A 5896-nucleotide genomic window follows, 5' to 3' on the forward strand; every position below is an offset into this window, starting at 1 on the left:
AATGAAATTTTTAAACGTTAACACTAACTTTCCTACTGTGACATCTAAAGTCTATTATTAATATTAAGTAACTGATTTATAACGTTTTATGGGTATGTCTCAGAGGCGTTATACTTAACATTATAGTTTTACTATTTGTTAAAGATAAGTAATAAGCGATTAAAAATTTGTATTATTAAGACCATCCAGTATTTAGGGTAGCGGCGTAAGATTGTCAGCAGTCTGCTAGAGTTCAGTCACAGTTATTCTAACGTCTAAAAAAACAGCTAAATGCCCATGTCAGCTGACTGCGGTAGTGTTGAAGAATATTGCTATGTAGAGATTTGAGTCTATGAATAAATAAGACTCTCGTTCACCATCAATACTTAAACTAAATTACCTCGTGATTATCGTGCTCTTTCAGCTCGACAGTTCAGAGGTGGTTCAATTTTGTAACACTTTACTTACAGTATCAATTGCTTAAGGCAAACTAAAGTCTATTTTTTTACAATAGAATATTTTCATCTTTTATATTTAAAAAAGCAGCGGTAGTCAGTTGCAACCTCCCTAAGCAATCTCAAAAATAGTAAGGTAGATGAGGAAAAATCCCAATAGCTTTATTTATTAACTTAGTATCCAAAATATTGACAAAATTAGCTCTTCTCATTTATCCAAAAAACTAGAACTTTAGTAAGAATCTTGACTATCGCTTCTATTTAACAGTCAAGTTAAAGTGATTCTATAATATTATTTGGACGATAAATGTTTAATTAAACAAATATGAAGAAGATAAATTAGTGTATAATTATTGTAATTAAATATTTCAAATTACAATAATTAGGTTTCTGCGAGTAAATATTATGTTAGCTCAAGGTAACTAAATAATGTTAGTAGACTAGATACTACAAAAAAGCATAATGTCGGGCTTATAAGACTCTAGAGGTAAAGCTCTCATGAGCTATAACCTTATATTCTATTAAGAAACTAAGAGATCTAACCTCACTGGAGAATGAATATGACTTTTAATAAAACCCTACTTACCGCTACAATTCTTACCCTTGGTGGATTTGCTGCTATGTCTGCGAATGCAGGTGAAAAAACAGGCGCGTTTGCAGTAAATATGACAGTTACATCTGCTTGCAACATAGCAACAAGCGTAGGTGCTAACGATATTAGTTTCGGAAGTGTTGCTGCAGGTGTAGTGCCGACCGCTAATAAAGAGTCTAAACTAGCTATTGCTGTGAACTGTTCTAAGGCAGCTCCTTACATTATTACCTTGGAGCCGTCAAACAAAAATCCTAACGGTTTGGGCGATATGACACATGCCACTTTATCAGCAGAAAAAATTGCTTATCAACTATACTCTGATGATGCTGGTACCAATATTTGGGGCAATACAGGGGTTTTAGGAACAGTAGGTAATAGTGTATCTGACACAGGAAAGGGCTTAACTACAGCAACCAATCATTCTGTATATGCAACAGTGCAAGGTAGTACGGAAAACAATGCAGTAGGTCTCTATAATGATAATGTTACTGTTAAAGTCCTATACTGATATTTATGCTAAATATACATTTACGTCATATTTTAAAATATGCGCTTATTTTTAACTTGCTACTGTTTTCTAATTTGGCAGTAGCAAGTGGTCTGCAGGTATCTCCCATTTCTTTGAGCTTACAAGCTCGGGAGAGCGCCAGTGGTCTGACGCTTAGTAATTCTAGTAATGACATGGTACAGGCGCAAGTGCGGGTGTACCAGTGGTTGCAGGATGAAAAAGGCGATCAGCTTACTCCTTCACGAGGCTTATTGGCCAGTCCGCCAATGATTAAACTTAAACCGGGCGAAAAGCAACTTATCCGTATTATCCGTGCCAAGGCACCACCGCAAGGTACAGGCGCTGTAGAGGATGCTTACCGGATTTTGATCAATGAGATACCCATTAAGTCTGTTACTCAAACGATAGGCTTACAATTTGCGTTGAGTTACTCACTACCAGTATTTGTGCAGCCTGTTGGAGTAGCTGAGACCAGTCCGCAGTTGCAGTGGAGTACGCATATGCAACCGAATGGCAAAGATATAACCCTCCGCGTCAGTAATAGGGGCAATAGCCATGCCCAGTTGGCTGGGTTGAGCTTTACGGATAGTGCTGGCACTAGTACAGTTATCAATCCCGGTCTGCTGGGTTATGTGTTACCCGGTGCGACTATGAACTGGATATTGAAAGTACCGCCATCTACACTAACGACCGGTGGTAAATTCAAGGTTATGCTCAATGGAACTCAGACGACTCCAAACGTCACGATGGGCACTGCCACTCGCTAAAATCATTCTGCTCTACGGTGTGGCGGTATCTGCTAGCCACGCTGTAGAAATAAATGACATTGCTTCTACAGACATTACCGATGATGGACTGTCTCAGCTCAATCTAGACAGCTACAATCCTGATGATGACTCTAGCCTTGACCTGTATCTGGACGTTATCCTTAATGGCGCCAGTTCAGGCTTGGTTCATTTCTATTTCCGTGATGATCAGCTCTTAGCCAGTGCAGCCATTCTGCAACAGCTTGGCTTTATTGTGCCGCCTAACAGTACCGAACCGATAGCGCTTAACAGCCTGCCTGAGCTCAAGATTGATTATGATGCACGGCGACAAACTTTAAAACTTATTGCCCCTCTGAGTATGCTCAATTTGGACGCTACCGTCCTGAATACTCGCACAAATAACCGTCCAAAACCCTCTGTCTCTCCCGGCATGTTATTAAATTACAACCTCTATGGTAGCCAATCTCAGAATAGCATTAAAAATTTTAGTGCTTATACCGAACTGCGCGCGTTTAATGATAGCGGTGTATTCAGCTCGACTGCGCTCGCGACTGCCAATCATTCTACCAGTAGCGCGCATGATAACGGCGACTGGAACAGCAAAGTTGTGCGCTTGGACTCCAGTTGGAGCCGCTCTTATCCTGACAAGCTGATTACCGTTCGTGCAGGCGATATCCTCACAGGGGCGCTGTCATGGACACGGTCGACGCGTTTGGGCGGCTTACAGATTGGCACCAATTTTGATTTGCAACCCTATCGCTCAACGACACCGCTGCCGTCTTTTTTTGGTTCTGCTACGCTGCCATCAGCGGTAGAGCTGTACGTGAACGGTCTGAAGCAATACAGCGGTGATGTGCCTGCCGGACCTTTTGAGTTGAATACTACGCCTAGCTTTAGTGGGGTAGGTAATGCGCAGCTGGTCGTGACCGATGCCTTAGGACAACGCACAACCTTGAATTTTTCTTTATATGATGCGCACCGATTGTTGCAGCCGGGGCTTTCTGACTGGTCATTTGAGCTTGGGACAGTACGTGAGAATTATGGCAACCGTTCATTTGATTATGGCGATGCTATTGTGGCGACTGGCACCTGGCGTCGTGGCATTAGTGACCGCTTTAGCGCAGAGACCCATGCAGAGATTAGTGAAGGTCTCACCAATACCGGCGTTGGGGGCACATGGTTATTAGGTCGTGCGGGCGGTATTTTATTTGCCTCATTAGCAGGCAGTAAAAGCCAAGATGACGTTGGTATGCAATACAGTACCAACTATTCTTGGAATAACCGCCGCTTTAATATTGGGCTCAGTGCGACGGGTACAAACGGCACGTATCGCGATGTGGGTACCCAATATGGCTCTGCACTGGCACGCCGTAGCGAACAGCTATCGACAGGTTATAGTACCCAAGATTTTGGTCGATTTGGATTTAGTTATAATCAAGTGACGCAGGCAGAGAAAGAGACAGGGCGATTTGCGAGTGCCTATTGGTCGAAGTCGTTTGGTCGCAGGTTCAATGTGAGCGCCAACTATAACCATGATCTCAATGACTCTGCTAATAACAGCGCCTCTCTTAGCGCCTCATTTTCACTGAATAACAATATCTCACTCAATAGCAATCTGCAGCATACTGAAAACAATACCGTTGTCGCAACAGACGTCTCACGTTCAGCGCCCAGTATCGGTGGCTTCGGGTGGCGCACACAAGCTCGACGCAGTTTAGATGATGCGACCAGTAACGACAATAATACAAGTGGGGCTGTCGAGCTGAATTACCTTGGACGTTATGGTCGAGCGCAAGCAAGCATTAGTAGTAATAACGGTCAATACTCAAGCTATGCCAGTGCTACCGGAGCCTTGGTTAAGATGGGCGGTGGCGTGTTTGCTGCTCGCCAAATTAATAGCGGTTTTGCGGTGGTCTCTACTGACGGTATCGCAGATGTGCCCGTCTTACTCCAAAACAACCTCATTGGTAGCACCAATCGTCGTGGTCTGTTATTAATATCACCACTCAATGCGTATCAAAATAATAAAATCGCCATTGACCCCTTGCAACTGCCTGCTGATATGCGTATTGATAAAGTGAGCATTGATGCCACGCCTACTGACCGCGCTGGTATCCTCGTCACTTTTGGTATCACTCCGGTACGCTCAGCATCGGTTATCTTAGTAGACAGTGCTAACGAACCGCTGCCGCTTGGCAGTCAGGTACGCCAGCTCACCAATACAGATGTGCCGCCGACCGTCGTTGGTTTTGATGGAGAGGTTTATCTGGACACGCTCGATGAACGTAATGTGCTCGAAGTGACCACCCCGACCGATACCATCTGTACCGTTGAGTTCGACTACATCAAGCAAGGCGATGAGATTCCGCTTATTGGACCCTTTACCTGTCAGGAGACAAAAAAATGATAATGCCATTTGATATGATATTGTTTCATTACGGTTATCGCTTATTATTGCTGCCTATTATTTTGTGCAGTGCGCTATGGTTAATGCCCACTAACGCGCAGGCAGATATCAGTGTGACTTGTACCGCAAACATGAATAATGGTTCTGTTAACCTTGATGAGATTACGCCTGCAAGCGCAGATAATGCCAGTATTACTGGCACCTTGAACTACAGCTGCGATAATGCAGGTGATACTGCTGGATACATATCCGTTTGCCTTGCAGCCGATGGCGGCGCCGATAAACCCGGCAATATTGTTCCGCGTTATATGATATCTGCATCTGGTGACAAGTTAGCGTTTAATATGAAGTTACCGGGTGGCATAATTTGGGGAGATCGTCGTCAAAATAAGGGTACTGAATATAGTTCTGAACCAATCTATATTCTCGCAGGTCAAAAAAATATCTCACGTCAGGTGCCTATCACTGTCTCTCTAATACCAGGAGAGAAAAATGGTCAGGTTAAACAAGGAATCTATACCAATAATTTTAATGGTAGCCATGCCGAATTGACGATAGATTCTAGTTCTGACTCACGTATACCTGATTGTTCAAAAATCAGTGACAAGCGCGTCCAATTTTCCTTTAAAGTAAAAGCCACTGTTATTTCTAGCTGTGTTATCAATGCAGCACCCGATATAAAACTAGGCAATAATATAGCAGGCACAACTGATATTACTGGTAACAATAATATCGCTATCACCTGCACAAAAGATATGCCTTATTACATAGGACTAACTCCTTCTAATAAGAATACAAATGGTGCTGGCGTTATGAGCAGTACAGGTAGCTTGGACACTATCTCTTATCAATTGCGCTCCAAGCCAGGTATGACTAAAAACCCATGGGGTAATATGACTACTAATAACGGAAATGCCATTTCTGATGATGGAAGTGGAGAGCTTGAATCATATATTGTCTATGTTACTGTGCCAAATACTGACGTCAAACCAGCTACTTACTCTGATATCGTGACCGTGACTGTATATTATTGATAATAAAAGCTCGAGTATGAATAAAATATTTTGAAAGGTAATTAGATATAAGTAGTTTAATAGAATCGATTATCATCTGTTTTAAATAGATTATTTACAAACCCTATATATACCTATTAGTGCTCAACGAAATCAATATAATGCAATAAGCCTC

Annotated in this window: 4 protein-coding genes; all 4 read left to right on the plus strand. The window is 42.4% G+C overall.

Features of this window, described 5'->3' with window-relative positions; translation table 11 throughout:
• The first annotated feature begins 994 nt into the window (after window positions 1-994).
• From H2245_RS11880 to H2245_RS11895, 4 genes are read left to right on the plus strand one after another with little or no spacing between them, the layout of a single operon-like run.
• Complete coding sequence (locus tag H2245_RS11880) at window positions 995-1534, plus strand: spore coat protein U domain-containing protein (RefSeq protein ID WP_182407625.1); 540 nt, start codon at window positions 995-997, stop codon at window positions 1532-1534.
• A 5-nt stretch (window positions 1535-1539) separates the two neighbouring features.
• Window positions 1540-2301: a molecular chaperone gene (locus tag H2245_RS11885; RefSeq protein WP_182407626.1), complete on the plus strand. Its 762-nt coding sequence runs from the start codon at window positions 1540-1542 to the stop codon at window positions 2299-2301.
• Window positions 2252-4708 (plus strand): fimbria/pilus outer membrane usher protein, encoded by a 2457-nt coding sequence (locus H2245_RS11890; RefSeq protein WP_182407627.1) that lies wholly within the window; start codon window positions 2252-2254, stop codon window positions 4706-4708. Before H2245_RS11885 ends, H2245_RS11890 begins: the two co-directional genes overlap by 50 nt.
• A complete protein-coding gene (locus tag H2245_RS11895; protein WP_182407628.1) occupies window positions 4705-5742 on the plus strand; it encodes a spore coat U domain-containing protein in 1038 nt (345 codons plus the stop codon). Before H2245_RS11890 ends, H2245_RS11895 begins: the two co-directional genes overlap by 4 nt.
• The last annotated feature ends 154 nt before the right edge of the window (window positions 5743-5896 follow it).

This window comes from Psychrobacter sp. GP33, from assembly GCF_014119005.1.
In the GTDB taxonomy this organism is placed as follows: Bacteria; Pseudomonadota; Gammaproteobacteria; order Pseudomonadales; family Moraxellaceae; genus Psychrobacter.

Excerpts from the sequence above, each read along its gene's own strand:
- H2245_RS11885 (WP_182407626.1), top strand. The coding sequence starts at position 1,540 with ATGCTAAATATACATTTACGTCATATTTTAAAATATGCGCTTATTTTT.
- H2245_RS11890 (WP_182407627.1), top strand. The coding sequence starts at position 2,252 with ATGGAACTCAGACGACTCCAAACGTCACGATGGGCACTGCCACTCGCT.
- H2245_RS11880 (WP_182407625.1), top strand. The coding sequence starts at position 995 with ATGACTTTTAATAAAACCCTACTTACCGCTACAATTCTTACCCTTGGT.
- H2245_RS11895 (WP_182407628.1), top strand. The coding sequence starts at position 4,705 with ATGATAATGCCATTTGATATGATATTGTTTCATTACGGTTATCGCTTA.